Raw genomic sequence first — 24,869 nt, 5'->3', positions numbered from 1 at the left:
GACGGCTCACCCGAGCCCGCCACCCCGCCCGAGGCCGTCATCCCCCGGCTGCCCCCACGGCGTTCGCCACGCGCCAGGCCTCCGGTTCCCACCTCGTAACGAAGTCAACTGCGGAATCCGGGCTGAGTTGCCCTATGCCTACTCGGGAGGTGGCGACGCCTCCTGTGCATCAATGATGCGCTACGGGGCTCTGAAAAGGCGTACAACGCACTCCGACTAGCGATGACTATCCAGCAGGAGCAGGCTGACGCCCCGGGACTGAGCGCGGGTCAGCGCTTCGCCTTGGGAATCACGAGCTTCAGCGCGGTGTGCGTGTCCGAGAAGCCCACCACCTTGGTGGCGACGAGCCCTGCGTCACGGGCAACGGCCATCACGTCGGTGTCTTTGATGCGCGCCTGCTTGCCCTTGAGCGAGACCACCCAGATCGCCCCGTCAGGCTTGAGCGAGGCCTTCAGGCGCGTGAGTGATTTGAGTGCGTCCAGGCTGTCGGCCGCATAGAAGATGATGTCTGCATCGGGCCTGGGCTTGTGGGTGACTTGGTCGGTCCGCTGCCGGAGTTGATCGAGAACCGCTTCATCCTGCACGCCGAGCACGCACACGCGGGCGCCGGGCTTGACGCCCAGCTTGTCGATCAAGCTTTTCGGGCTCTTGATCTTGCTCGCCCACGTTTCGGCCGCCTTGCCCAGATCCAGCGAGGCCGTACCGGCCGAGAACGTCAGCGTCAGGCGACCGTCTCGCGCCTCAACCTGCGCGACGTCCTTGAGCGGGATCGCGAGCCGAAACTCGCCGCGGAACACCAGGCTGGTCGAATCCAGGTGCGCCGTGCCCTTGGATGTCCGGCCCTCAGACCGACACGTGCAGAGCGCCTCCGAGCCCATGCTCGCTCCCCCTTGAGTTGACTGCCCGTTTCTGTGAGAGGAGATAGATATCGCAGAACAGCAGCCTCGCCGTCAATCCCGTCTCTGTGTTCGAACCCTTGACGCGTTATCCGCCGAAGCTAGACTTCCCTCTACGCCGACGGGTCAGGCGGCGCGCTCACACCATTTCAAGGGAGGGACTGATGCGAAATACCAGGGAGCAGTTGGGGGGTCTGAGAACCTTTTTAGGACTCTTGCTTCTCGCGGGGTGCAACGGGGGCGGGGATTCATCGCCCGCCGCGACATCGACCACGGTGACCGGCACTGCGGCCACGGGTGCGGCGATCGCCGGCGCCACGATCACGATCAAAGACGCCGATGGGACGACCGCGACGGCGACCACGGGGACCGATGGCTCGTACAGCCTTGACGTCACGGGTATGACCCCACCGTTTCTGGTGAGAGTCGACGTGGGCGGCGGGTCGTACTTGTACAGCATCGGCGAGACCGCCGGCACGGTCAACATCCACCCACTGACCGACCTGATCATTCGGACATGGTATGAGGTTCAGAACACCACGATTGACGCGGCCTTTGCTGGGACGGGCTCGGTGGATCCGCCGAGTCCCACTGAACTCAGCGTGATCGAGGGCGTGGTCGAGCAGATGGTGCAAAGCTGGCTGACCACGATTGCTGGGATCGACCCAGCGACGTTCAACCTGATTACCAGCCCATTTGACGCTGATCAAACGGGTTTTGACCATTTTCTGGATAGCGTCACGGTGAACAACGGCGTAGTGAATGTCGATACCAACGATGATGGCATTGTCGACTACAGGGCCACCGTGACCGAAGATGCCGATAGCGTGGACACCACGGTAGAGGAAGACGCGGACAACGACGGCACCTTCACCGCGCTCTTTAGCAACAGCAGCCCTTTAAGCGGCAGTACCGCTAATCCTTACGCCGGGGTGTGGCATCTACAGGCCACGACGACCCAGGTCGGCGCGCCGTCGCTGTGCGGATTGACCGCGCAGGATATCGGCGTGACCGGCGACGTCGGCGCGGTCGTGATCGATGCCAGCGGCCATTTCGTCGGGATGGATGCGGACTATCCCGCGTATATCGGGTTGAGCGGCACCGTCGATGCCAATGGCAATCTGACGATTACGGCGTTTGGTGATCAGAATGGCCACCCGGGTGGTGGGACCTGTCCCATTGGGACTGGTACCGGAAGCGCGACGAATCTGAACACCATCACGGGCACGCTCAACCAGGCCGGAGACGTCAGCGCGTTTACGTTCACGCGCCTTGAGGCAGCGACTTCGGAGATGCCGTTTGCCGGCGCCTGGGTGTTGACCTTCACGGTCTTAACCGCGAACTCCACTGTGTGTGGTGAAAACGCCGGTGTGGTGGATATGCAGCAGGCTGGTGGGTTGGTGTTGGTTGATAGCGCCGGCAACTTTACGATCCCGAGTCTCTCCGCGAGCGGCAGCGTGAGCGCGAGTGGCAGCTTTACGCTGAATATCGACGCGAACGGTGGAACGTGTCCTTCGGGAGGTGGGACGGGCACCGCCACCAATACAAACCAGGTGACCGGGACCTTCACGTTGGGGGACAGTGCGAACCCCGACACAACCGGAACGTTTACCCTGACGCGCTTGACGTAGGGAACGACTCAGCGACGATCCAACAAGGCGGGCCATGCTTTGCATGGCCCGCCCGTTTTCTGCAGTCAACGCTCGTCCGTCTCGGCCATGTGCGCGAGATGGTGTTCAAGTTCGGGAAGGACCTCATTCAAGAACCGTTTCAACTCGTCGGAGCACAATCAATGAACTGGAACCAACTCAGATTCGTCAGAGCCGTCGCCGGCTCGTTCAGCCGAGCCGCAGAGCGGTGCTGCGTCACGCGACTCCGCCGCAATCCCCCCAATGGCGGGATCCACCGGCTACGGCTGTGGATGATCGAAGTCACTCCCGAAGTTGTCAGATGCCCGGTTCATGGTTCCCGCGAAGTGTTTTGCTCATCGAGATCAACTCGATCGTCACCCCCTGGTCTAATTCGTATTGGACGGGAACACCCGCCACGTAACCATGCCGGGCGTAGAGTCTCGCCCCGGGCAGAGTGGCCATCAGCTCCAGGCGCGAAAACCCGCATGACCGAGCATCATCTTCGCAGTGCCTAAGCAGTCTCGTGCCGATTCCCTTGCGCGCGTACTCAGGAGCGACGAAGAATGCGCGTATTTTGGCGGCCTCCACGCGAGGATCAAGCTCGGCCGCGCTGCGTTCGGCATGACTGTCACCGCCGAACAGCGTGCGTCGGCGACTCCAGCCGCCACAGCCGACAATTCGGCCTTCTGACTCAACCACAAAATAGGTTCCGTCGTGGATCAGTTGCGTGTCGACGCCAAACGCTCCGCGCAGCGCACCCTCGATTTGCTCGGCTGTGTAATCGAGTGCGCCAAGTTGTCGGGCCGAGCGAGCGATGAGCGTTTCCAGAATGTCCCGATCTTGAAGAACGGCTTTTCGTAGGTCGAATCGCACGGACATGGTCTCAGACATCTGCGCTGAGTTCAACGGCGTGCCGCTTTTGCGCGTCCCGAGGACCGATGCGCAGAGTGTTTGCGTTCTGCCCTCTTGTCGAGATGGTAGGTGAGGGCCATTGCAATACAATGGCTGAGCTCTGTCATGGGAATTGTGTCATCTGCTCCGAAGATAATGCTTCGGTTACCACCAAACTCGAAACGACCTCGATACAGCTCTTTGAAGGTCTCAACCAGTGTTGTGTGGCAATGAAAATACATGGCGTACTTTCCTGCCTGGGACTTTATCTGGTCGATCCGGACGAGACTTCCGCTCTTTGACTGGGTCGTCAAATAACTCGGTTGCCCCCATTTGAGAGTTTCTTCCAATGGTCCAACACCGTCCGTCTTCGATGCCACGTCGAATATCAATTGGCGGAGAGCCATGAGTTTGGTCCTCACGTCTTTCGGATAGGTACCGAAGACGGCCGCAACTTCCGGGTTGTCAATATCTTGCTGTTTCCTCATGCCTGTTTCCCCGCCTCATAACTCGTGGAGGATGTCAGACGCCGCCCGTGAGCCGCCAGGAATCCCGCCAACGGAATTTCGACGGTCGGTCCGACGCACGGTTCCACGATATCCGATTACTCAGCTATTGGTTCCCCAAACCCAAGATCATTGCCGCTGGAATCTTGGAGATTGAAATCCTTCATACCGTACGGCCGGTCGCCGAGCGGGATTCAGAGAACCGCCGCGCGCCCGGCGCTGAGAAGCCGCTGTGACCACGACAGCCGTTTACGTATAGAGTTGTCCCTCGCGAAAGTCAATCGCCGCCGGAGCTAGAGCCTGCTGGAAGCTGTTTGGCCGGGGGGACCGGTTACCCCAATGATCGTAGAACAGAACGGACTCCACGGAGCACCGGGCTTCGCCGCCAAACGTCTCCGACGCAGGGTTCTCGGTGAACCGCGCGACGTGTCCCACGGTGAGGTATCCCACCAGGACGATTCCTTCGGGAAGCCCGAGGAGGCTCGCGATGGCCGATGAGTCAATGACGTTGACCCAGCTCACACCAAGGCCTTCTGGCGACGGCGAGGTTCGAGAGCACGAGGCCAAGAGCCAGGGTGGTTGTACCGAGTAACGCCGTTGAGACTGCGCTGAATAGATTGATCCGTTTCATTCGTGAGAGCCTCCCGGGATGGTCCTTCCCATTGCCTACCGGCGACTTATCGGTCCCCCAAAAGCCTCCCCTCCTGTCAGGAGGGGAGGCTGAACCGAAGCCGCCGATGTCTCAGCTTCTGTCGCCCGCCTACACGCCCGGCTCGATCTTGGGAAAATCCACGTCGGTCTGGGCTACTTGGTTTAAGTAGTTGGTAAAGATGGTGAGGGCCACGTTGGCCACAACCTCGGCAATCTCGCCATCGGCATAGCCGACCTTCCGAAGCTGATCGATGTCCTGATCGCTGACACTGGCCCGGTTCTGGACCACTTTTTTGGCGAACGCCAGGCCAGCGTCGACCTTGGCGTCAGTCGCAGTGGCCTGCCGCGCTCGAATGATGTCTGTATCCCCCAGCCCGACCATCTTCCCGATGGCGGTATGGGCCGAGAGGCAGTATTCACAGCGGTTGCCCTCAGAAACCGCCAGCGCGATTTGCTCGCGCAGTTTGGCATTGAGCACGCCTTTCGACAGGGCGCCGCTGAAATCCAAATACGCCCTCAACACCGCGGGTGAGTTGGCCATGGTCCTCATCAGATTCGGGGTCATGCCATAGGCGGCCTGGACTTCATCCAGTCCTTCCTTGGCTTTACCAGTGGCCTTGGTCGGATCAATCGCTCTTAATCTCGCTGCCATGTTGGTTCCTCCTTCTGGTTGACGGTTGATTCTATTGCCTGCCTTTGCTGTCCTTTCACCACCCTTCAGGTGTTTCGTCCGGCCATCACGCCGCCATCCACGTTCCAGATCGCCCCCGTCACCCACGACGCCTCGTCGGAGAGCAAGAAACACACGACATTGGCGACGTCCGTCGGCTGGCCGATCCGGCCGATGGGATGAAACGCGTTGAATCCCTGCAGCACGGTCTTGACCTGGCCTGGGTCGATGAACGAGCCGTAGATCGGGGTTTCCACCACCGCGGGCGCCACGGCGTTGACCCGAATTCGGTGGCTGGCCAACTCCATCGCCAGGTGCTGGGTGAGGGCGTGGAGGCCCGCCTTGGCCATCGAGTACGCGGAACTGGGGGTGGCCAAGACCGCCTGGTGCGCCCACATCGAGCCGATGAACACGATCGCGCCGCCGTCCGCCTTCATGGTCTTGGCGATCTGCTGCGTCACCAAGAACGTTCCGCGGTTTAACTCGTGGTAGGCGTCATAGTCTTCAGCGCAATGCTCAAGAAACGGCTTGGGCGAGAACACGCCGGCGGCGTTGACCAGATAGTCAACGCGCGGCCGTTCCACCGCCAGTCGCGTGATCAGTTCGTCGGTTGCCCTCCGATCACCCAAGTCGGTCTGCCACCCAGTGACCGCGCCATCCCGGACCAGCTCGGACACTGCGCGCTCCAGCTTCTCCTTCTGACGACCCACGATCGTGACCTGAGCGCCGGATCGTGCGAGGCGTGCGGCCACCGCCCTCCCGATCCCGCTGCTGCCTCCCACGATCACGGCCACTTTGCCGGCCAATGTCTGTTCCATGAACCTCCTCCTTTCGCGCTCAGCGCTCGTCTTTCTCATCACCAATGCCCGGATACCTCAGTGCACTCTACAGGGCTTGGTCCACGGCGTCTGTTCGGCAGCTAACACATGAGATGGGGTGGAGCAGTTTAGAAGGGAACTACGCGACGAGCAGGTCTTGGAGGGTATCCGGCCGGCTCACACAGATCAGCTCGCGGGAATACCCAAGAACGCCCAGGTTACGGAGGTCGTTGAGGATCGTGCTGACCACGGGACGGCTGGCCCCGACCAGGTCGGCCAACTCCTGCTGGGTTAGGCGGACGTGGATGGCGAAGCCGTGCTCGCACGGCTCGCCGAACCGATCGAGCAGTTCACGCAACGTCTCGGCCAGTCGAGCGCGCACATCGCGGGTCGCCAGACTCTCAAGCTTGTGCACCAGGCGCCGGCGCTGCGTCTCCGTCCGTTCGATGAGCTCCCACGCAAGGTCCGGGTTTCGGGCCAACCAGCCCTTGAGATCCGCGTGCGCCACGCGGCACAACCGAACCGACCCCTTGGCCTCGGCCGTTTCCTCGGCCTCGCGGCCCTCGCCCGCCATGGTCAACGAGCCCAGCCAATCGCCGCGCGACAACAGCGCGAGGGCGAGCCGCTGGCCATCGGCCGTCAATCGCGACAGCATGACGAGCCCGTCGAGCACCACGTAGGCATGCCGGCACGCATCACTCTGGCGGTAAATCACCGCGCCATCGGCCAGCGTGAGGAGGGTCGCGGCAGGGCATGAGGTCACCACTCCATCGGCCAAATCCTGACCCTCGCGATAAGAAAGCGACGAACGAACGGACACATGGTTCAGCATCCTGCTACTCCTCTCGGCCAAGCCGGGGTGTGATGTGTTGCGAACAATTCCAGTCGAACGCGACCACGCGGATCAGGAACAGCCGCTCGATCCGGGCGCGATAGTCGGGCATGGTCAGTTGGTGGGCGAGCGAGGGATCGTCACCGGCGTTCACGATGCGAGCGCGACCCAGCAGCTTGAGCCGTGCGCGGCGGTTGTAGTCCATCAGAAAGAGCGCCACGCGGTCGTTCTGCGCGAGGTTCCCGACCGTGATGAACTGGCGATTGCCGCCGAAATCAGCAAAGGCCAGCGTTCGCGCATCCACGACACGGAGAAACCCTCGCGCCCCGCCGCGGTGCTGGATGTACGGCCAGCCGGTTTCACTGACCGTGGCCAGGTAGAAGCTGTCGCGCTCGGCGATGAAGGCGATTTCCTCCGGGCCGAGTACCGCGGGGATCCCGTCGTCTTCCGGCAGCATGGTCTCGCGCGTGTTGTATCGCTGCTGCGCAGCGAGCACCGAAGGGGTGAAGGCGATCTGATGGAAAGAGAGGCTCATTGAGGCCGAGCCGCCAGTTGAGGCCCGAGGGCCGCGTACTCGGTGTCCTCGCGGTACAGGGCGTATGCTTGGTGGTACTCCATCACGCGCGCAACCTCGTTGATAAAGGCTTCGTCATAGCCCGCGCGTCGCAAAAGGTGGAAGCCCATCTCCATCCCGCTCGCAATCCCACCGGCGGTCACGATGCGCCCGGCATCAACCACACGCGCACGGCTCACGCGGCAGGCCGGCGCGATCTCGGCGAGGCGATCGATCGGTACCTTGCCGAACGCCGAGGCTTCCAGCCGGTCGGGTTCTTTGCGGTTCGTGGCACTCAGGCCATCGAGCAGTCCCATCCGGCCGTAGACCCACGAGCCGGTGCACACGCTCGCCAGCAACGTGTGATCCGGCAGCGCGCGGATGAACTCGTGCAGCCGGCGGTTGTGCATCTCCTGCCGGGTCCCGAATCCGCCTGGGACCAGGAAGGCGTCCATCGCCGGCCGATCGCCGAACGAATAGTTCGGCAGCACGGTGAAGCCCGCCTGTGTCTGGACGGGTCGCACGTTCTCCGCGACCAGGAACGCATCCAGCTCCGGGTCAAACCGCCGTGCGACGGAGAACACCCCGTGCGGTGCGGCATAGTCCACGATCTCGGCATCCTTGAAGACATAGATGCCGAGACGAAACCCGAGGATCCGGCCTTCTGTGCTCTTCATTCGGCTCTCCCTTGCTTCAACAGCCTGCGGCGGAGAGGGCGCGCCCCCTGGGGCCAGCGGAATCGGGACACGCGCCTCCCCGTGCAGGCACCCGATCAGCCCACGACCCATGTCAACACGACGAACACGAGTGGCCTTTCGCCGACGCCTTCGCGTCGCGAATCGGTTTCATCGTCCTGCCACAGCACGTCCCGGGTTCCACAGATGTTGCCCCACAGGGTTCACACACATAGGAGGGCGTGGCGTTCTTGCCGGATTCTTTTTGCATGCAGTCACCTCCCTTCGGTCGATCGTTCCGCTGCTCGGACCGTCGCTGGTTGACGTTGGCCGTTCCTCAACCCTTGTCCACCGAGAAGTCGTACCAGGGGGTCGGATTGATCGGGCAACGATAGCGGTAGTCCCCCGCAGCCAGCTTGGCCTTGAACGTCTTGGTCTCCCCGATCTTGAGCGGCCCCAGAATCAGCGTCTTCCCGGTCTTGGGGTCCTGGAGCTGAAAGCCGACGTCGCGGCCGGTGTCATTGGCGACCTCGAAGGCGTACTCACCGGCCTTGAGCGGGTACATCGAGTCTTTCGACTCGAAGAACCCGTTCTTCTGCACGAGATGGATCGTGATCTCACTGCCGGCGCGTGCCTGGTCAACAGGCGCCAGACTAAGAAGCGCAATTCCTCCCATCGCCACCAGCCCCCCGAGTGCATACTTGACCGCCGTACTCGTCCGTCGAAACATCCTCAACTCCTTTCCTCAAAGAGAAATCGCTCGCGAGCCTGCAACACACCCAACGCGCGTCCCCAGGCCCGGGCTCCACTGGACCCCGCTACTCGCTTCGCCAGTGTCACCTGCTAATCCAAGCATCATGCCAACAGCCTGATACGACGTATATGATTGTAAACACTAACCTATCTAGGACATACGATATCTACGACATCTCGTCTTACAACGAGTTCTCGCTGTACGAACACGATTTCTCGTGCTATAAACCTTCTGTGAACCTTGAATCGATCCGATCCATCATGCTCGCAATCGGCCATGCACGCGCGGTCGACGGGGTCCTCCGGCAGATCGTGGACGGCGTGGCGGAGTGCTCCGATGTCGCACTGGTCCGCATCTGGCTCATCGCACCAGGTGACATCTGCGGGGAATGTCGCTTCCGCTCTGAATGTCCGGACCAAACACGCTGCCTCCATCTCGCCGCCAGCGCGGGCCACTCCGAACATTCTTCAGAGGACTTGTCCCGGATCGACGGCGCGTTCCGCCGTTTTCCGCTCGGTGTCCGAAAGATCGGGGGGATCGCGCAGACCGGGGAACCCCTCCTCATTTCCCATGTGACATCCGACCAGCCGTGGGTCGCACGACCCGAGTGGATCACGGCCGAAGGCATACGAACCTTCGCGGGACAGCCGCTGGTGTTTCGCGGCGAAGTGCTCGGTGTGCTCGGCATGTTCGACCGAGGCGAGCTCACCCCCGAGGCCTTCGCGTGGCTCCGCACCTTCGCTGACCACGCCGCGGTGGCGATCGCCAACGCGCGCGCCTTCGAAGAGATCGACACACTCAAGAAGAGGCTCGAACTGGAAAACGACTACCTCCGCGAAGAGGTCACCGCGGCGCTCGGCTCGCGCGACCTGGTGGGCGAGAGTGGCGCACTGCACCACGTGTTGCGGCAAATCGAACTGGTCGCGCCAACCAACGCCGCCGTGCTCATCCAGGGCGAAAGCGGCACGGGCAAGGAGCTCGTTGCCCGTGCCATCCACCAACAGAGCGCGCGGAAAGAGCGCGCCCTCATCAAGGTCAACTGCAGCGCAATCCCTGAACACCTTTTCGAAAGCGAGTTTTTCGGTCACGCGCGCGGCGCGTTTACCGGCGCGCTCAAGGACAAACCTGGCCGGTTTGAGCTCGCGGACGGCGGGACGCTGTTCCTCGACGAGATCGGCGAACTGCCGCTCGCCATGCAAGCCAAGCTGCTCCGTGTGTTGCAGGAACAGGAGATCGAGCGGGTGGGGGAGAGCCGCACTCGCAGAATCGATGTGCGCGTGATCGCCGCGACCAACCGCGACCTGAAGGCCGAGGTGGATGCCGGGCGATTCCGGCAGGACTTGTTCTATCGGCTCAGCGTCTTCCCGATCACGGTCCCGTCCTTGCGCGAGCGCCGCGAAGACATCGCACCGCTCGCCGCGCATTTCGTCCGGCTTGCCGCAAACCGGATGAACCGACCTCCGCCACGCCTTACCCGTGCCCAAGCCGACCAGCTCGCCTCCCACGACTGGCCTGGGAACGTACGCGAACTCCAGAACGTCGTGGAGCGCGCGGTGATCCTCGCGCAAGGGGGGCCGCTGCGATTCGAGGTGGCGGCATCACCACCGTCCGACGCCCACCGATACCGGCCGCGCGCAAACGAGACTACAACCCTCCTCACTCGCGACGACCTGAAGCGCCACGAGCGCGACAGCATCATGGCGGCACTGAAGCAAAGCAGTGGAAAGGTATTCGGTGCGGGCGGCGCGGCAGAGTTGCTGGGCATGAAGCCCACCACGCTGGCCTCGCGCATCAAAGCCTTGGGGATCAAGACCCGCGCCTGACAGTCAGCAGTCCCGGTCTCTTGGACTGCGACGGCCGCCTGTTCAGGAAGGTCCGGTGAAGCCCCCATCACACGGAATCGCCACGGTACGTCCTACCGCGTCTTCCGCTCGTCCCAGCTCCATCGGCCAGGACCGAATGCCAACAGGTACAAGAACCCGCCTGCGATCGCCACATTCTTGAGAAACATGAACATCTGAACTTGATCGCTGAACTGGCGATGAAAGATGACGGCCGTCAGCACGGTGAACACGCACAGTAGTCCGGAGGCCCACCGCGTGCCGGCGCCAACCATGACCGCGAGCGCGCCCCCGATTTCCAGGACGATGGCGGGCCAGATCAGCACGCCCGGGACGCCTTTCGCCTCCATGTACCCTTGCGTGCCGGCCACGCTCCCGATCTTGCCAAGCCCTGACAGCAGAAACATGAGGGCGAGCATCGTGCGTCCGGCAAGGGTGAGCGCGCCTTGTGCCTGTTGCACAGTGTTCTCCTTTTCGAATGAGTGTTGAACGGACAGCATCAGTCACGCCTATCAGGCATCATGGTGCGGGCGTGCTCTCGGCACGCCCGCACCAGTGCTCGTTCTCAGTGCTGCGACGGCGACGATTTATTGAACATGTACCGCGCAATCTTCCATTGCCCATTCTCCTTCCGCAGGACAAAGAGCTCGCGGTTCTTCTCCGGAGCCGTCACCCCCTTGGCAAGAATCGTCACCTCCCCATTGGATGTGGTGATGGCGAACGCGTACTCACCGCTCTGAACAATTTCTTCGATGGTAAAACCCACATGGAGTTTGATGGCGTTGAACACCGAGCGATACGCTCCATCGAGCTGCTCAACTCCAATGGCCGTGGGTCCTTCGGTCGGCATAAATATGCCGTCTTTGGTGTACGACCCGATGGCCGCCTTGACGTCTGAGTGATTCAGCGCCGAAAAGTAGGTCTTCAACCGCTGCTCGATCAGTTGCGTGTCCATGGCTCCTCCTGTCCTCGTGGCTGGGTGACTCGGCTGAGAACGTTCGTTGCCGTAACTCTGAGCGGCGACGAGGCAGCCCGCTGTGAACGCGAACACCGCGAAAAGATGTTTCGTGTGATTCATGTCACGCACCTCCGCTTCGTCAGTCGGACACCCCGAAGGGCTCCTGTTCCTGGGGGGACTATTCCCTCAACATGCCGAACTTTCCGGACTCAACGAGCTGTTTGATGCCCTCAACGAACTTGTCCGGGGCCGCATAATCTGGGTGGCTCTGAAACACGGCGGCCGCCTGCTCCAGTTCCTCCACTTCTTGGACGCGCGCGATCAACGTCGTGTCGCGGGCGGGATGATCGGCAAACAGCAGGTGCTCGGGATCGAGCCGGCCGGAGTCAATCACGGCACTGACCCGCTTGGCGCAGCGGCAGGGGACGCTCGCGTTGACCAGGCCGCACTTTTCCCGCATGAAGGCGCGAATCTGCGTGCGCGCGCGGGAAAGCCGTTTGCGAAACGCCGCGGTGGTGATGCCTAAGATATCGCTCCCCTCATCACTGGTGACCTCGAAGATCTCCCCCAAGATATAGGTCATGCGATGATCACGATCCAGGCACAGCAACATCCCTTGGGTACAGCCAATTTTGACCTCTTTGACCAGGAGACCTTGATCGGCCTCTGGCGGGACCTGCAATGGCGGCTCGGAGAGCCCCTCATCGAGATCCTCCCCAAGTTGCTCGAAGGTCAGGGCGTGTTGCTCTGCGAGACGTTTGCGGGTGGTTAAGAGGAAGTTGGAGGCGATGCGGTAGACCCAGGTCGTGAACGCGCTCTCGCTGCGAAAACTGCTCAGGTGGGTGACGATTTTGATGAGGATTTCCTGCGTCGCGTCTTCGGCGTCGGCCGGGTGCCACAGCATCCGCATGGCGAGGTTGTAGATCCGGTCCTTGATGCCGCGTACCAGTTCCTCCAGCGCCGCTCTATCACCTTCTTTCGCGCGTTCGACCCACGTTTCCAGCGTCTGTTCCATGCGCGTCTCATTCTCCCTCAGCATCGGAGAGACCAATGTCCACCGGATGCTGCATTCGATGTATTAGACATCTTTCACGGGGAAGTGTGACCGACCAAATGAAGAAGGGAGACTATGCCGTCAATCGATGATCATGCCATGCAGCCGAAAGGATCGGCCGGGATAACGCCGAGCGAGGGACTTGCGCATCCCCGGTCGGGAGAGGCCCATGCGGCCACGTCCCAGCCTATCGGTCACGTGGTCGTGGCGCATGCGCGTTTCGAACGTTGTGGCGTGGTCTGTTCTACGAGTGGCGGGAGGCTCGTCATCCCGTCATCGCCGCCCTCGACACCTCCAAATCGATTCGGCCATACACATAACACCTGAGCTCCTGGTTAGCGGGCTCTCTCGCTTTTATCCGGCGGCTTGCCCAGCACCGCCGACTGATACCGCTCCAGCAATTTCGGATCGTCGATCGATCCATGATGGTGGAGCTGCCGCCATCGGCCATGCTGTTTCCGAAAGACGCGAGTGGTTCTGATCGCGAGCGTGATCTCATCACCGCCCACTCGGAAGGAGCCACGTTCTCGGCCCACGGCATAGAACATCTCGCCGGCCTCGTGGAGCGTGTAGTCGTAATATTCGACGTATACGGTGGCTGGCTCACTGAAGAGTTTCTCATACACCTGTCGGATGTCCGCCCAGCCTCGCTTGATCCCTCCCAGCGGGTTGTCCATCGCGATCTCGTCCGATTGCGCCCAGTTCTCCGCCATGACCGTCATGTTCCTGGTGTTGAAGGCGTGATAAAACTGAACCAGCGCGTGGAACGGCAACGACAGGTCGCCCTGGTCTTCCTGACCGGTGATCGGTGTCTGTACCGGTTGCATGTCAGATTCCTTCCCTCGCTGCGTGACGAACGACGCTCGGCGCGACGAACAATGCCGCACACCTCAGATCACCTCGTCGCCAAGGCCGGGCCGCTCATGGGTATTCGCGCAAGAACCTGCGCGTGACGCCGGACTTCGCCGGCATTTAAGGGGCCGCCGTGCCCCATGTAAAATCTCTCCATGCCGGAATCAAGCAGACGTTGCAGCGCAAAGCCCACTGCACGCGGGTCATCTTCAAAGGGCGGACGTTTGGCATGGTTGGTTCTGATGAGGCCACCCAACAGAACTCCTGAAGCAATAAGATCGCCGACCAGCGCGTCTTTCGTCGAAAGCGCTACCGAGATGGAACCCGCCGTATGACCCGGCGTGTGGGTGACTACGCCGGGAATGCCGTAGCGAGTGAGGTCCAGCGTGTCGCTCGAGAGTAAAATATCCGGAGCAAACCCTTGATAGGACTCGAACATCAAGGGTGTTTTGAGGAAAAGACGGCCAAACCACCCGGTGGGGCAGAATGTCATTGACGTTTCTCGGTGAACGTATTCGGCGTCTTGCTCGTGGGCCACAATCGGCGCACCGGACAATTCGCGCACCGACACCGAGTTCCCCGCGTGGTCCACGTGAGCGTGGGTGATCACGATGAGTGTGATATCCCCGAATGAACGTCCGTGCTTTGTTAACACCTTCTCAATCTTCGCCTCCGACCCAGGCAGCCCGGTATCGACAAGAATGCAGCCATTTGGCCCCAGGATGAGGTGAGCGTTCACCAGACCGGCGGGCAAGATCGGTATACGGATGATCTGAGGTGTGGTCATCGGTTCCCGGTTAGAACCAGCGGCGGACCCTCGCCGCGTACGCCTGATAGACCGCTCCGAACTGCCGCTCCAGCCGACGCTCCTCCCGCTCGATCACGCCGTAGCGCATCACCAACAGGACAACGGGAAGCCACGCCAGGGGCCAGAGTGTGTTCAGGGCCATCGCCATGCCGATGTACAGGAACGTTTGAGCGAGATAGAGCGGATTGCGCGTCCACCGAAACGGGCCTTGCATGACGAGCGCCGTCGCCGAGCTATACGGATTCGCACTCGTCCCCGCAAGACCCATGGCGCGGAACGCTCCGCGCGCCAGCAGGATGCCCGCCCCGATCAGCAGCGTCCCCCCAAGTGCTCTCATCAGCCCAGACCCGACATGAAGAGGAGCCAGCGCGTGCAGGAGTTCGGCCCCGCCGAACGCCACCGCGTAAATCAGCAGCGGCGGAGCAATCACGCCCGGGTTATCCCGTGCATCGGCGCGCATCAGGAACCCGAATCCTTCGGACCAGTTAACCGCCGCGAGTTGGTCGCCATCCGAGAGAGCACCTACCGACTCGACCGAACAACAAAGGCCTTCGCTTCCTCCGCCAGCGAAGTCCAGGCGCCCTCGGTATCCGGCTCCACCGCCGCCCATTCTTTCATCAGATGGCCGTGGCCGGGATCGAACGGCGTCGCGCGTCCGGATTCAACGAGCGCTTCAACACGCTCGCGGGGCAGTTTGACCACCAGTCTGCCCTTGACCAGCATGGCGAACACTTTGCCCCGAACCTTCAACCCCTGCGAGCCGAACATCTTCGCCGGAGTCACGCTGTCGTCACGCAGCAACGCCTCGCGCAAGGACTCAAACCGCGCATCTGGGGCCGCCGGTGTGGTCGCTGATCCCGCCTTGTGCTTACGAGGCATCGCGCCCTCTCATCGTGGTGTGCCGGACGCTTGTTCGCCCGTCTCGACAAATCGCTTCAGCCCAACGAACACATCGGCGATCGTCCGATCCAGTGTTCGGCGCATGACCAGGCGATCCATCAACGCTCCGAGCACCCCGAACTTGACCCGATACTCCATCCGCTGGCTGACGACTGTTCCGGCTCCCTCAGGCTTCACCTCTGTCCGCCACCTCATGAACACCAGCGGCCACGGGCTCTCGTACAACTCCAGCGCAATGGCGTGGTTGGGCTCCCATGCGATGACGCGTTCCTTGACCACGCCCTTTGGCTTGAGATCGCACTGCCGGCTCGCGCCGAGGCCCTCTTTGTTGGACGAGATGTACTGGGCGCGCGACACCGTGGGGTTATAGCGCTGCACGGCTTCCAAGTCGGCCAACACGTTCCAGACCTTGCCCGGCAGTGCGTTGATCGTGATCGTATGGTGAAGTTCCGACATGGCTGCCACTCCCTTCTTATATGACGTCACTCGCCGTTGGTACCCGCCTTCTTCTCCCGGGCTTCCTCCTCCCATCGTCGAATCGTCTCGGGCATTTCCTCGCCTACACAGCGGAGAAAGAACACCGCCGTTGACCCACCGAGGAATGAGAACCGACGGCCCAGCGCCTTGCAGTTGAATGGTCTGCAGCTCGCGTGCATTGTCGATCGTCGCGATGATCTTGCGGTAGTTGCGCACGATGCCGGTATCCTTCATCAATCGGTCGACATCCGGCTCGCCGAATCGCGCGACGTTCGCGATCGCGAACTCGCCAAATGCCTTCCGGAAGTTGGGCCACTTGTCCTCGATCATCGTCCAACTGAGACCCGAGCGGAAGATCACCTTGGTCATGGCCTCGAAGTAGCCGTTGTCGTTCTTCGGTTTCGTCCCCACCTGGCACAACATCGGCTCGGCCGATGCGGCTTGAGTGGTCACCTTGTGAGAGACGGATCGTGTCGTCGCTGTTCCGGCTGTTCGTCCCATGCCCCTCCTCCGGATCGCGTCCCTTAGTCCGACTCGACTCGCCGCTTGAGCAACGCCAGACACTGCGTGTAGATCCCTTGGAACATCTGACCAACCGCCGCCTCCTGGCTCGGATCAAGGACCTCGAACTCAGTGTCCCAAACCACAAGCGCCCCTTGCCCCTTGGCCTCAACGCCGAAGCGGCCCCTCGACAATGGAATAGCGATAGGAGCGGGAGCGGTGCGAGTAGTCGCTGATCTGTTCGCGCATCTGCCCGCTGCCGTCAGCCAAGAAGCGCTGTCCCCCACGGATTATCGATGACGATCAGCCAGTTCCCATCCGCTTGACGCCGCAGGACGTCCGAAGAGGTCCCGCCCATTTCCACCGGCTTGCCATCAGGACCCGTGCCGGTCAATGTCCATTTTGAGCAGAAGAGCGCGAGGTTGCCTCCTTCCAGAAACTGATGCGCGTCGCCCCGAAGAGTCGGCTTCAGAGCAATGAACCCTTCGAGAGCTGTTCGGATCGCCTTTGTTCCGGTCGCCACTTTTCCGGGTTCTGCCACCAGTATGGCGTGCGGCTCGTACTGGGCCAATGCTGCGCCGAGATCTCCTCGGTTGATGGCCTCAATCAACGTGTTGACCGTGTCTACAGGGCTCTTTCCCGCCATCTGTTTTCCTCCTTCACTCGGATCAGGACCTTCGGATCATGGTCTCACGTCCCCTTTCAGAAACGACAGCCCCGGCGTAACCCGGCGCCGCAGTCCGATGTCATTGCGCCATGACGCCGCCGTCCACGGGCAAGATCGCACCGGTGGTCCACTGCGATTCATCCGAGGCAAAATACACCGCAGGCGGTGCGATCTCTTCGGGGCGGCCCATTCGACCGACGGGGTGGATGCCGTTAAACCATTCCCGTGCTTTCGGATCACTGAGCCAGCCCGCCACGCCAGGCGTGTCTACTCCCGCCGGGCAGATCGCATTGCACCGGATCTTGTCCTTGGCGTACTGAATGGCGACCGATTTCGTCAGCATAATCACCCCGGCCTTGGCCGCGGCATAGGCGTGGGCCGGAAAGCCGGGAAGAGCTTTTAGTGCCGCCGTAGTCGAAATGTTCACGATGGACCCACCGCCTTGCTTGAGCATGTGCGGGATGACCGCCCGCGTAAACCGAAACGTGCCGGTGAGGAAGATGTCCAGCGTCTCATTCCAGATCTGATCCGATGTTTCGTGCAGCGGGCCGGCGTGAAACAGGTTGCCGGCGTTGTTGACCAGGACATCGATCCGCCCGTACGCCCTGACCGTGGCATCCACGGCGGCACGCACGTCCGCCTCCTGGGTCACGCTCCCGGGCACAGCCAGCGCACGGCCTTTCGCACGCTCCATCTCTCGCACGACCCGCTCCAGCTCCTCCTTCCGCCGGCCGGTGACGACCACCGTCGCTCCTTCCTTTGCGAAGGCCTTGGCGATGGCCTCGCCAATTCCCGTTCCTCCGCCCGTGACGATCGCGACCTTGTCTTTGAGCCTCATGATGCCTCCTTGGTGTGGTGTGTGGTTGAGCCTAAGCGGCGTAGACCGCCGCGAATGTCTTTGCGAATTCCTCGAACGATGTCGGCGTGGTGTTGGCCGCCGAACGAGGCTCGGTCGGACGCAGGATCCCGTCGTTGAATGCCCGATACATTTCGATGAACGCGCGCGCCATGTCCGGAGACAGTCCCATCCCGACCATGGCCTTCTCGGCCTCTTCATACGGGAATTGGACGTAGGGCAGGTCCGGCTTGCCGATGGCCTGCCCCAGGATGCGGGTGGCCTCGGCCATCGACACGTCGCGCTGACCCAGGAGTTCTTGCGTGGCCTTTCCGGAAAAATCGAGGGCAAGCAGACGCCGAGTCGCGACTGCGGCGATGTCCTGGGTCGCGATCATCGGAATGGCGAGATCCGCGCGCAGCGGCGTGCCGTTGATCCCGGCCTGTCTGATCAGGTTGATGTTGAAGAGAACGTTCTCCATGAAGGACACAGGACGTAGGTGCAGGACATTCACGCCGGCCAGGCGATTGAGGCGCTCTTCCTGATCGTGCAGCCCTTTGATGGGCCCGACCCGCTCCGCCAGATGCGCTCCCACGCTGCTGAGATTCACGACGTGCGCCACACGCGCGGCCACGACCGCTTCCGACAAGGCCTTCCCCACCCGATTCTGGTACCCGCGCACGTCGGGCTCGGCGTAGGGCGGAGGGATCATGAGATAGACGGCCCTCGCTCCCGCGAACGCACGCGTCGTCGCGCCCACATCATCGAGCGACGCCACGAACGCCTCGGCGCCGCGATCCACCAGCGCCTTCAGCCGCTCAGCGCTCCGCCCGACGACCCGGACCTGCTCCCCCTTTGCCAACAGCGCCTCGGCAATCCGCTTTCCCGTGTTTCCGGTTGCACCCGTAATCGCGTACATCGCCCCTCCTCTCTCTCGACTGCATTGTCAGACACCAACCAGTTGGTATCTATCATGCCGAACGGAAACAGCTACTCGCCCTCGAAGACCGTCCGGATATAGCGTTTGAGATGGGTTAAGTTTCGCTCGAAGACCTTCCGGTCGCTCTTAGCCTTGGTTAATAACAGCGCGCCCTCGAGGACCGCTACGTAGTGCTCGGCGAGTCCTTGCGTGTCGATCTGGGCGCGCGGGCGGTAGGCGGACTTTGCCTCGTCGAAGTCCTGCTTGAGCATCTGGGTCCACCGGTCAAAGTGCCGCGCGCACTGGGCCCGAATCTTCGGGTGGGTATCGGACAGCTCCTGGGCGAAGTTGCCGAGCAAACAACCGCATGGCGCCGACGGGTCCTTGACGAGGTCGATCCAGTGGTCGATCGACGCTAGAATCCGTTTCAACGGATCGCGCTGCCCACGAAACGACGCGGTTTCGAGCGCCCCGAGGCCTTGTCCCGCGTAGCGGTCCAGCACCGCCTGGCCCAAATCGTCCTTGCTCTCGAAATAGTGAAAGAAACTACCCTTGGTCAGGCCGGCGGTCTCGCAGATTTCCTCGACCGTGGTGGCGGGAAATCCCTTCGCCAGCATGAGGCGCTGCGCGGCATCGAGCAACTTCTCTTTGGTGGGGGAATCAGGGTTGGCGGTTCGCATGGGCTACCTGTTAGACAAACCGGTTGGTATGGTAATGCTTATTCGGAATGGTTGTCAAGCCAGCTCTACTCGCAAGATTGAGCTGTCCATCTAAGTGGTCGAGTGAAAGGTGTCGACCCTCCCGCTTGCCACACCAGCGGACTTAAATGAATGAAAATGATGCCGAGCGCCATGACCAGCCACGACAGATCCGCAGGCGCGTCTGATCGGGAATCCACCATGGCGCAGCCTCCCCCGCACCGCATAGGACAAGCGCTTGACGGCCCAGGCTCTGCTGTCTTACACTGTCTGACATGAAGAGCACCGTGACCATCCGCCTCGACGAGGAGCTCGATCGGCTGCTGACTCAGGTGTGCGGGAAGTCCGGCAAGAACCGCAGCGCCGTCATCCGCGACGCCTTGCGGAGGCAACTCGCGATCGTGCTGTTCGAACGCTTGCGACGCCGCGTGATGCCCTTCGCCGAAGCGAGGGGTTACCTCACCGACGAGGATGTCTTCCGCCGTATTTCGTGAGGGTGTTCCTCGACACGAACGTCATCGTCGCGGCCTTCGCGACACGCGGGCTCTGCGCGGACGTCTTCCGGGTGATCTTGGCCGAACACAACTTGGTCACCGCCGACCCGGTCATCCGTGAGGTCGACGCCGTGCTCTCCAAGAAGATCGGCCTTCCACGAAAAACAATCAGCGAAGTCCTCGCGCTCCTGAAGAAGTACCGCGTCGCGGCGCAACGCCGATTACCCCTGGAGGTTTCGCTCCGCGACCCAAGGACCGTCCCATCGTGGCCGCCGCGATCGCTGCAAACGCCGATGTGCTCGTCACCGGCGACCACGACATCCTCGCCGAACGCGACCGTCTTCCGCTGAAGGTCACGGACCCTCGGGGCTTCTGGGAAATCGCGAAGCAAAGAACCCCCTAGAGGCAATCACCTCGAGGAGTTCGTTCAGCAACTGCCCTGTTACCGATTTTCTAGGCGATTGTAGTCGAACAGGCCGGCCTCGATGGGAGCCGCCGCGTGAAAGGCGGTCCGCACCGCGTCGCTCACCTCCCAGAACTCGGGATCGCTCCGCGTCACGCCGAAGCGGCTGACCAGGGCGCGATAGTCCGCCTCGCTGCCCAGGCCTTCCACGGCGCCGACAAAGTCCGGCAGGGCCGCGACCGGCACCCGATAGAACGCGTTGGGGTAGGCGCCGAGAAACCCTCCGACCACGGTGAGATCGTCTTCTTCGGGCAGGCGCCGTTTCTGTTCGGAGAGCATATGCGACACATTGCTCATGCCATTGTTGTGAACGATGGTCATGTACGGGTCTTGCGCGCCCTCGATCATCAAGAACGCGGCCTGCGGCAACCAGGACACCGCCACCCCCCGCAGCTGCGATAAGCGCTCCAGTTGCTGCCGCACTCCGGGATCGCCATCCGGCTTAATCGCATATTCGGTGTTCAACACGGGGGCGAGGCGATCGCGCAGCATCGCGACCAACTCCGATTTCGGGTTCTCGGTTCGGTACCGAATGCCGGGCTCGCGATTCACGCGTTGGTTGTACAGCTCCCCGTAGCTTTCGACCTCGCGTCCCGCGTCGCGATACCAGTGTTTCCATTCCTTCACTCGGGTTTCCGCCGGCAACAGGGTGAGGAAATTGGCCTCGCCCTCCATGCGCATGAAATCCATGTAGAGCCGGGAATTCAATTGGTGGCCGATATTACCGTACACGTCATAGCCCGCGACCAGCAGATAGTGGATGCGTTCCAGCAGCGGATACCTGAGCGCGACCAGGGTCTTGGGTTCGTCTCCGACGAACCCCTTCACCACGGTCGCGTTGTCGAAGTGCCGAAACACGGTGAGGCCTGCATTGTCATTGCGCCCATCCCCGTCCCACACCAGGTCCAGCGAGATCTCCTCCCCTGCGGCGAGATGCTGCTTGAGATACTCGGTCTTGGCCGCGAAATACGCCTTCTCCAAATTCGAGTATTTCAGCCAGGTCTGCAACGCCGTCGCGTTGCTGCTCTTTTCCGTTGGCATCCGCAGGTTATCGGCTTCTCGGGCCAGGAATTGATCCTCCTGATCCAGAAGCGGGCTCTTGGGATTGACGAACACGACCCAGAAACGCTCGTTGATGACATTGAGCGCCACTTGCCCGCGACAGACCGGCCCCTTGATGAAATTCATGAGCGTGAACTGCGCCTCATCGAGCAGGAACTCGTAGCGCGACCTCGCCGGAATCGCGTGAAACGTGGCGAAGGGGTTGGCCGACGTCTCGGGATCGTACGACGGCAACTCGGAGACGACGTAGTCCGGATCCAAGAACAGGGTCCGGTAACGCGCCATGCGTGCGTCGTCGAGCCGATACGGCATGTGCGTCTTGTCCAGGATCGAGGTCCGGACCGGCTGCAGCCGATAGTACACGCGAGGCACCATCGGCGCGTCGTACGGGCGCCGCGTCGCGATCAATTGGATCGGTTCGCCGGGCGGCGTCTTGGAGCGGACCAGCCGGAAGAACAATCGCGTCGCCCTGTCCCCAAAATACAGATCCGCAAGGAAGAGGTGCTCGTAGAGGTAACGACTCATCAACTGCTCTTTGGCCGTGTCGCCGTTGAAGAACGTCTCCCACGCCGATACGTGCGCCATCGCGCTCGCTGCCAACGGGGGCGGCGCCTCCGCCATCGCCCCCTCCTCCAGCCACGTCAGCAGCGTGCCGTACTCGCGGTCCGTGAGATCGGGCATGCCATAAGGCATTCCCCACAACGGCTTCTTCTCGGCAAAGCGGTCGAACTCCTCCACCGTCGGGCACGACTGATTTCGGTCCAGCGAAAAATCAAAACTCGCGGGCAGGGGACTCACCTTCGGCTGGGGGTGCTGCCGCTTGAGCTGCAACATCTTCACCAGCAACCCCGCACCCAGATTAGCGTCCCTGGTCTGCGCCCGTTCATTCAACACCGGGAAAAACCCGGCCTTGCGCCATTGCTCCGGCGAGTCCGCGTCGACGAACAGCCGCGTCGGCTCCGCGGCCAACACGCGACCGGGGTTGTAGACCTTCTCCTTATTGGCCCCACGCTCGATGCCCTCATACGCACTGAGATCGAGCTGACACGGCGCATCGTAACAGCCGTGACAGACGATACACCGCGCCTCCAAAATCGGCTTCACATCCTGCCAATAACTGATCGCGTGCGTGCCAGGAGTTGGAGTGAGCCGGTTTGACGGCGATGATGGCCCGTAGGCCCGGTCCAGATGCATCCCGATGAACACAGTGCAGCCACGAAGAGGATCGAGAGGAGCAGGATGGACAAGAGGCGCGTGCGTTTAGGTGTTGTCATCGGTCCTCGTTTCGGCCGACCATGTCGCGTTCAAGCGCGAGGGTCTTGGTCTTTCGAATGGCGCGCAAGTCTATAGCACACTCGAACTCAACAGTCACCAGCGGTGTGATCCTTCCTACTGGACGGCAACTGACGGGATTTTGCAAGGATCAGACGGCGACGCCGACGATGCCGCCCCTCATCTGGGCCGACACGTTCTCACGGATTGCGGGAAGGCTTGTGAATCCGGTTCGGTCAAAGTTGCACTGATCGTGCAAAAATGCCTGGCAAATTTGCATGGATCTTGATAGTATCGCCTCCATGAAGCTCCATCCCCGCGCACTCGCTCCCTTGATACAGGCTCGCCTCGCCGCCCGCGCGATCACGGTCCTCACCGGCGCCCGGCAGACGGGCAAGACCACGTTGGTCCGCGACCTTCTCCCGACGCACGGGCTCGCGCCCCTTTACCTCTCGCTCGACGATCCGGACGAACGCTTGCGACTGGCCGGGGATCCGGTTCGACGATTGGATCACGGCTCCCGATTGGTGATCGTGGATGAAGTGCAAAAGCAGCCCGGTCTGATGGATGCCGTCAAGCTGCTTGCGGACCGGAAACACGGGCATCGCTTCCTGCTGCTCGGCTCGTCGCAGATTCTGCTGCTGCGTCAGATCCGCGAGACACTCGCCGGGCGAGCGTCGCTTCTGGAACTGTGGCCCCTGGCGCTGTCCGAGAAGGTCGACGCGCCGTCGGTTCCAGCCTCAGGCCTGGACGCGATCTGGCGCGACGATGCCGCCGCAGTCCAGCGCCTTGCCGATCAGGCGTTGTCGGCCGATCACGCCAGACAATGGCGAAGTCTGGCCGACGGTCATCTGTCGTGGGGCGGGTATCCCGCCGTCGAACCGCTTACGGACCACGACCGCATGATCTGGCTACGGGATTTCCGGCGAACCTACTTGGAGCGGGACCTGGCCGACCTCGGACGGGTCGCCGACCTCGATCAGTTCGCCCTGGCGCAAAACCTGTTCGCGGCCCGCACCGGCCAGGTCCTTTCCTACAGCGAAGTCGCCCGGGACCTCGGCGTCGCGGTCAACACCGTGAAGAAATACGTGCGCTTCCTGGAAATTTCCTATCAAGTGTTCCTGCTCCGGCCGCTGCTGCCGACCGCGACGGCTCGCCTCGTGAAAAGTCCCAAACTCTACTGGACGGACCCCGGGCTCGCGCGCCTGCTCTCGGATCGAATCGGCGCGGCCGACGGCGCCATCTTCGAAACCATGGTGCTCGACGAGTTGCTGCGCTGGTCGTCATTCCAGGACGACCCGCCGCAGATCCACTTCTACCGGACGCGCAGCGGCCGGGAAGTCGACTTCGTGCTGCACACCCCATCGCAGGTCGTGGCCATTGAAGCCAAGGCCGCAACCCGCGCCCACCGCGCGGACGCCAAGGCTTTCGAAGAATTCCTGGCCGACCCGCCGATCCGCGGCCTCCGGCGCGCCGCATCCAGGATCGGCCTGGTCATCTATCGCGGCCGAGAAATCGAGCCCCTCGCCCCGCGCGTCTGGGCCATCCCGGACTGGCGCCTGTTTGGAGCAGCCGACCAGGGATGACCGCAGCCTAAACAGCACTCCGATCTTGTTTTGTCCGAAGAAGACGCTGCCCCGAAATCAAGCACTCCGCAACAGAAAATAAATCTGTCACCTTTTCCTTTTGAAAATGAAGGCCGGGCGCGATCTCTCGCGCCCGGCCCTGTTCAGCAGCTATCTTGAGATCCGCTCAGTCCGTCGCAACCGCCGTGGGACCCACTCGGGGACGTTGCGGCCTTTGGGGCTTTAGGCCCGTGGTTCATATCCGCGTCCCGGGATTCCTAGGGGACGAAGGCCACTAAAGCCGCAACGTCCCTCCTCGCGTCCCCCAAACAAGCCTGACCCCAGCGACCCGCTAGAAATCGACATCCATCGGATGCTTCACGGGGTGCTCTTTCCTGATTTTCCGTAATAGGCCAGCTAATTTCGTAATGGAGTCTGGAACGGTATCAGATTTTCTGGCGAGCGCCTCTGCCAACTTTACCTTCCGTGATTCAAAAGATGGTTCTTCCGGCTTTTCCGTGGGTGAGAATTCTGCTATAGAGGGGGCCTTCACTCACCGGGAGGCCTCCTGTGCGCGACACCGAGCTGTATCGACACCTGTTGGGGTTGCTGGAGCCGTGGACCGTG

At 61.8% G+C, this 24,869-nt stretch carries 29 protein-coding genes; 5 read left to right on the top strand and 24 right to left on the bottom strand.

Features of this window, described 5'->3' with window-relative positions; translation table 11 throughout:
- Positions 1-269: 269 nt before the first annotated feature.
- The gene (locus AB1451_15755; protein ID MEW6684352.1) at positions 270-878 is read right to left on the bottom strand and encodes a DUF3052 family protein; all 609 of its coding nucleotides are present in this window, start codon (positions 876-878) and stop codon (positions 270-272) included.
- A gap of 182 nt (positions 879-1,060) precedes the next feature.
- On the opposite strand from AB1451_15755, the gene AB1451_15750 reads away from it, so the two are divergent.
- A complete protein-coding gene (locus tag AB1451_15750; GenBank protein MEW6684351.1) occupies positions 1,061-2,527 on the top strand; it encodes a hypothetical protein in 1,467 nt (488 codons plus the stop codon).
- Between the two features lie 315 nt (positions 2,528-2,842).
- On the opposite strand, the gene AB1451_15745 is transcribed toward AB1451_15750, so the two are convergent.
- From AB1451_15745 to AB1451_15705, 9 genes are all read right to left on the bottom strand, one after another.
- Positions 2,843-3,406, bottom strand: coding sequence for a GNAT family N-acetyltransferase (locus tag AB1451_15745; protein ID MEW6684350.1), 564 nt, complete (start codon positions 3,404-3,406; stop codon positions 2,843-2,845).
- A 23-nt stretch (positions 3,407-3,429) separates the two neighbouring features.
- Positions 3,430-3,906 carry a DUF1801 domain-containing protein gene (locus AB1451_15740; protein ID MEW6684349.1) on the bottom strand — a complete coding sequence of 159 codons (477 nt, stop codon included), beginning with the start codon at positions 3,904-3,906 and terminating at the stop codon, positions 3,430-3,432.
- 267 nt (positions 3,907-4,173) lie between these two features.
- Complete coding sequence (locus AB1451_15735) at positions 4,174-4,446, bottom strand: hypothetical protein (GenBank protein MEW6684348.1); 273 nt, start codon at positions 4,444-4,446, stop codon at positions 4,174-4,176.
- A gap of 238 nt (positions 4,447-4,684) precedes the next feature.
- The gene (locus AB1451_15730; GenBank protein ID MEW6684347.1) at positions 4,685-5,227 is read right to left on the bottom strand and encodes a carboxymuconolactone decarboxylase family protein; all 543 of its coding nucleotides are present in this window, start codon (positions 5,225-5,227) and stop codon (positions 4,685-4,687) included.
- A 65-nt stretch (positions 5,228-5,292) separates the two neighbouring features.
- The gene (locus tag AB1451_15725) at positions 5,293-6,063 is read right to left on the bottom strand and encodes an SDR family oxidoreductase (GenBank protein MEW6684346.1); all 771 of its coding nucleotides are present in this window, start codon (positions 6,061-6,063) and stop codon (positions 5,293-5,295) included.
- A 139-nt stretch (positions 6,064-6,202) separates the two neighbouring features.
- Complete coding sequence (locus AB1451_15720) at positions 6,203-6,895, bottom strand: Crp/Fnr family transcriptional regulator (GenBank protein MEW6684345.1); 693 nt, start codon at positions 6,893-6,895, stop codon at positions 6,203-6,205.
- Between the two features lie 4 nt (positions 6,896-6,899).
- On the bottom strand, positions 6,900-7,430 hold the full coding sequence (locus AB1451_15715; protein ID MEW6684344.1) for a pyridoxamine 5'-phosphate oxidase family protein: 531 nt from the start codon (positions 7,428-7,430) through the stop codon (positions 6,900-6,902).
- A complete protein-coding gene (locus AB1451_15710; GenBank protein MEW6684343.1) occupies positions 7,427-8,125 on the bottom strand; it encodes a DJ-1/PfpI family protein in 699 nt (232 codons plus the stop codon). Before AB1451_15710 ends, AB1451_15715 begins: the two co-directional genes overlap by 4 nt.
- Before the next feature lie 334 nt (positions 8,126-8,459).
- Positions 8,460-8,852 (bottom strand): hypothetical protein, encoded by a 393-nt coding sequence (locus AB1451_15705; GenBank protein MEW6684342.1) that lies wholly within the window; start codon positions 8,850-8,852, stop codon positions 8,460-8,462.
- A gap of 284 nt (positions 8,853-9,136) precedes the next feature.
- Here AB1451_15705 and AB1451_15700 point away from each other — a divergent pair, with 284 nt between their 5' ends.
- Positions 9,137-10,699 carry a sigma 54-interacting transcriptional regulator gene (locus AB1451_15700; protein ID MEW6684341.1) on the top strand — a complete coding sequence of 521 codons (1,563 nt, stop codon included), beginning with the start codon at positions 9,137-9,139 and terminating at the stop codon, positions 10,697-10,699.
- Between the two features lie 92 nt (positions 10,700-10,791).
- Here the strand turns inward: AB1451_15700 and AB1451_15695 are convergent, their stop codons facing one another.
- From AB1451_15695 to AB1451_15635, 13 genes are all read right to left on the bottom strand, one after another.
- Complete coding sequence (locus AB1451_15695; GenBank protein MEW6684340.1) at positions 10,792-11,178, bottom strand: DoxX family protein; 387 nt, start codon at positions 11,176-11,178, stop codon at positions 10,792-10,794.
- 104 nt (positions 11,179-11,282) lie between these two features.
- On the bottom strand, positions 11,283-11,672 hold the full coding sequence (locus tag AB1451_15690) for an SgcJ/EcaC family oxidoreductase (GenBank protein ID MEW6684339.1): 390 nt from the start codon (positions 11,670-11,672) through the stop codon (positions 11,283-11,285).
- A gap of 181 nt (positions 11,673-11,853) precedes the next feature.
- Entirely contained in the window at positions 11,854-12,690 is an 837-nt protein-coding gene (locus AB1451_15685; protein ID MEW6684338.1) for an RNA polymerase sigma factor, read from the bottom strand.
- 374 nt (positions 12,691-13,064) lie between these two features.
- On the bottom strand, positions 13,065-13,556 hold the full coding sequence (locus tag AB1451_15680) for a nuclear transport factor 2 family protein (protein ID MEW6684337.1): 492 nt from the start codon (positions 13,554-13,556) through the stop codon (positions 13,065-13,067).
- Positions 13,557-13,624: 68 nt separating this feature from the next.
- Positions 13,625-14,368 carry an MBL fold metallo-hydrolase gene (locus tag AB1451_15675; protein MEW6684336.1) on the bottom strand — a complete coding sequence of 248 codons (744 nt, stop codon included), beginning with the start codon at positions 14,366-14,368 and terminating at the stop codon, positions 13,625-13,627.
- Positions 14,369-14,378: 10 nt separating this feature from the next.
- Complete coding sequence (locus AB1451_15670; GenBank protein MEW6684335.1) at positions 14,379-14,849, bottom strand: isoprenylcysteine carboxylmethyltransferase family protein; 471 nt, start codon at positions 14,847-14,849, stop codon at positions 14,379-14,381.
- A 62-nt stretch (positions 14,850-14,911) separates the two neighbouring features.
- On the bottom strand, positions 14,912-15,268 hold the full coding sequence (locus AB1451_15665; protein MEW6684334.1) for a TfoX/Sxy family protein: 357 nt from the start codon (positions 15,266-15,268) through the stop codon (positions 14,912-14,914).
- A 9-nt stretch (positions 15,269-15,277) separates the two neighbouring features.
- Positions 15,278-16,267, bottom strand: coding sequence for a DNA-3-methyladenine glycosylase I (locus AB1451_15660; protein MEW6684333.1), 990 nt, complete (start codon positions 16,265-16,267; stop codon positions 15,278-15,280).
- Between the two features lie 23 nt (positions 16,268-16,290).
- Positions 16,291-16,413: a hypothetical protein gene (locus tag AB1451_15655; protein MEW6684332.1), complete on the bottom strand. Its 123-nt coding sequence runs from the start codon at positions 16,411-16,413 to the stop codon at positions 16,291-16,293.
- A 116-nt stretch (positions 16,414-16,529) separates the two neighbouring features.
- Positions 16,530-16,913: a nuclear transport factor 2 family protein gene (locus AB1451_15650; protein ID MEW6684331.1), complete on the bottom strand. Its 384-nt coding sequence runs from the start codon at positions 16,911-16,913 to the stop codon at positions 16,530-16,532.
- 100 nt (positions 16,914-17,013) lie between these two features.
- A complete protein-coding gene (locus AB1451_15645; protein ID MEW6684330.1) occupies positions 17,014-17,772 on the bottom strand; it encodes a glucose 1-dehydrogenase in 759 nt (252 codons plus the stop codon).
- A 31-nt stretch (positions 17,773-17,803) separates the two neighbouring features.
- The gene (locus tag AB1451_15640) at positions 17,804-18,688 is read right to left on the bottom strand and encodes an NAD(P)H-binding protein (protein ID MEW6684329.1); all 885 of its coding nucleotides are present in this window, start codon (positions 18,686-18,688) and stop codon (positions 17,804-17,806) included.
- 71 nt (positions 18,689-18,759) lie between these two features.
- Positions 18,760-19,368: a TetR/AcrR family transcriptional regulator gene (locus AB1451_15635; protein ID MEW6684328.1), complete on the bottom strand. Its 609-nt coding sequence runs from the start codon at positions 19,366-19,368 to the stop codon at positions 18,760-18,762.
- Positions 19,369-19,673: 305 nt separating this feature from the next.
- On the opposite strand from AB1451_15635, the gene AB1451_15630 reads away from it, so the two are divergent.
- Both AB1451_15630 and AB1451_15625 read left to right on the top strand, forming a co-directional pair.
- A complete protein-coding gene (locus AB1451_15630; protein ID MEW6684327.1) occupies positions 19,674-19,880 on the top strand; it encodes a CopG family transcriptional regulator in 207 nt (68 codons plus the stop codon).
- Positions 19,877-20,230: a PIN domain-containing protein gene (locus AB1451_15625; protein MEW6684326.1), complete on the top strand. Its 354-nt coding sequence runs from the start codon at positions 19,877-19,879 to the stop codon at positions 20,228-20,230. The genes AB1451_15630 and AB1451_15625 overlap by 4 nt, the downstream gene beginning before the upstream one ends.
- Positions 20,231-20,322: 92 nt before the next feature.
- On the opposite strand, the gene AB1451_15620 is transcribed toward AB1451_15625, so the two are convergent.
- Positions 20,323-22,509 (bottom strand): fatty acid cis/trans isomerase, encoded by a 2,187-nt coding sequence (locus AB1451_15620; protein ID MEW6684325.1) that lies wholly within the window; start codon positions 22,507-22,509, stop codon positions 20,323-20,325.
- Between the two features lie 446 nt (positions 22,510-22,955).
- On the opposite strand from AB1451_15620, the gene AB1451_15615 reads away from it, so the two are divergent.
- A complete protein-coding gene (locus AB1451_15615) occupies positions 22,956-24,263 on the top strand; it encodes an ATP-binding protein (GenBank protein MEW6684324.1) in 1,308 nt (435 codons plus the stop codon).
- The last annotated feature ends 606 nt before the right edge of the window (positions 24,264-24,869 follow it).

This window comes from Nitrospirota bacterium (assembly GCA_040757335.1).
Classification (GTDB): Bacteria; Nitrospirota; Nitrospiria; order 2-01-FULL-66-17; family 2-01-FULL-66-17; genus JBFLXB01.
Note: the sequence above shows the minus strand (reverse complement) of the source record. Positions and strands in the feature narration are given on the sequence as shown.

Coding starts and splice junctions, on each gene's coding strand:
- AB1451_15725 (MEW6684346.1), bottom strand. CDS start 6,063: ATGGAACAGACATTGGCCGGCAAAGTGGCCGTGATCGTGGGAGGCAGC.
- AB1451_15660 (MEW6684333.1), bottom strand. CDS start 16,267: ATGGGACGAACAGCCGGAACAGCGACGACACGATCCGTCTCTCACAAG.
- AB1451_15635 (MEW6684328.1), bottom strand. CDS start 19,368: ATGCGAACCGCCAACCCTGATTCCCCCACCAAAGAGAAGTTGCTCGAT.
- AB1451_15685 (MEW6684338.1), bottom strand. CDS start 12,690: ATGGAACAGACGCTGGAAACGTGGGTCGAACGCGCGAAAGAAGGTGAT.
- AB1451_15700 (MEW6684341.1), top strand. CDS start 9,137: ATGCTCGCAATCGGCCATGCACGCGCGGTCGACGGGGTCCTCCGGCAG.
- AB1451_15755 (MEW6684352.1), bottom strand. CDS start 878: ATGGGCTCGGAGGCGCTCTGCACGTGTCGGTCTGAGGGCCGGACATCC.
- AB1451_15705 (MEW6684342.1), bottom strand. CDS start 8,852: ATGTTTCGACGGACGAGTACGGCGGTCAAGTATGCACTCGGGGGGCTG.
- AB1451_15665 (MEW6684334.1), bottom strand. CDS start 15,268: ATGCCTCGTAAGCACAAGGCGGGATCAGCGACCACACCGGCGGCCCCA.
- AB1451_15710 (MEW6684343.1), bottom strand. CDS start 8,125: ATGAAGAGCACAGAAGGCCGGATCCTCGGGTTTCGTCTCGGCATCTAT.
- AB1451_15750 (MEW6684351.1), top strand. CDS start 1,061: ATGCGAAATACCAGGGAGCAGTTGGGGGGTCTGAGAACCTTTTTAGGA.
- AB1451_15715 (MEW6684344.1), bottom strand. CDS start 7,430: ATGAGCCTCTCTTTCCATCAGATCGCCTTCACCCCTTCGGTGCTCGCT.
- AB1451_15615 (MEW6684324.1), top strand. CDS start 22,956: ATGGATCTTGATAGTATCGCCTCCATGAAGCTCCATCCCCGCGCACTC.
- AB1451_15650 (MEW6684331.1), bottom strand. CDS start 16,913: ATGGCGGGAAAGAGCCCTGTAGACACGGTCAACACGTTGATTGAGGCC.
- AB1451_15690 (MEW6684339.1), bottom strand. CDS start 11,672: ATGGACACGCAACTGATCGAGCAGCGGTTGAAGACCTACTTTTCGGCG.
- AB1451_15640 (MEW6684329.1), bottom strand. CDS start 18,688: ATGTACGCGATTACGGGTGCAACCGGAAACACGGGAAAGCGGATTGCC.
- AB1451_15740 (MEW6684349.1), bottom strand. CDS start 3,906: ATGAGGAAACAGCAAGATATTGACAACCCGGAAGTTGCGGCCGTCTTC.
- AB1451_15645 (MEW6684330.1), bottom strand. CDS start 17,772: ATGAGGCTCAAAGACAAGGTCGCGATCGTCACGGGCGGAGGAACGGGA.
- AB1451_15745 (MEW6684350.1), bottom strand. CDS start 3,406: ATGTCCGTGCGATTCGACCTACGAAAAGCCGTTCTTCAAGATCGGGAC.
- AB1451_15720 (MEW6684345.1), bottom strand. CDS start 6,895: ATGCTGAACCATGTGTCCGTTCGTTCGTCGCTTTCTTATCGCGAGGGT.
- AB1451_15680 (MEW6684337.1), bottom strand. CDS start 13,556: ATGCAACCGGTACAGACACCGATCACCGGTCAGGAAGACCAGGGCGAC.
- AB1451_15730 (MEW6684347.1), bottom strand. CDS start 5,227: ATGGCAGCGAGATTAAGAGCGATTGATCCGACCAAGGCCACTGGTAAA.
- AB1451_15670 (MEW6684335.1), bottom strand. CDS start 14,849: ATGCGCGCCGATGCACGGGATAACCCGGGCGTGATTGCTCCGCCGCTG.
- AB1451_15675 (MEW6684336.1), bottom strand. CDS start 14,368: ATGACCACACCTCAGATCATCCGTATACCGATCTTGCCCGCCGGTCTG.